Raw genomic sequence first — 280 nt, forward strand, 5'->3', positions numbered from 1 at the left:
GTCGCCGACGTGCTGGTCGACGATCTCGCCCCGGCCATTGATCAGGAACGTCTCGGGCACCCCCGACGAGCCGAGCGCGATCTGGGCCTTGCCGGTCGGATCGTCGCCGATCCGGGCATAGGGATCGCCGTTCCGCGCCAGAAAGGCCCGCACCGCGTCCGGCGTGTCGCGGATCGCGATCGCGTCGATCTCCACGCCCGCCTGCTTGAGCTTCAGCAGCTGCGGCGCCTCGGCGATGCAGGGATTGCACCAGCTGGCGAACACATTGAGCAGTCGCGGC

General features: G+C 69.3%; 1 protein-coding gene. It reads right to left on the bottom strand.

What is annotated here, in order from left to right; genetic code table 11:
• Positions 1 to 280 (bottom strand): redoxin family protein (locus RVY79_RS19210; RefSeq protein ID WP_317466156.1); only part of this gene is annotated, 280 nt, incomplete at both ends.

Source organism: Chromohalobacter sp. HP20-39 (assembly GCF_033052815.1).
GTDB lineage: Bacteria > Pseudomonadota > Gammaproteobacteria > Pseudomonadales > Halomonadaceae > Chromohalobacter.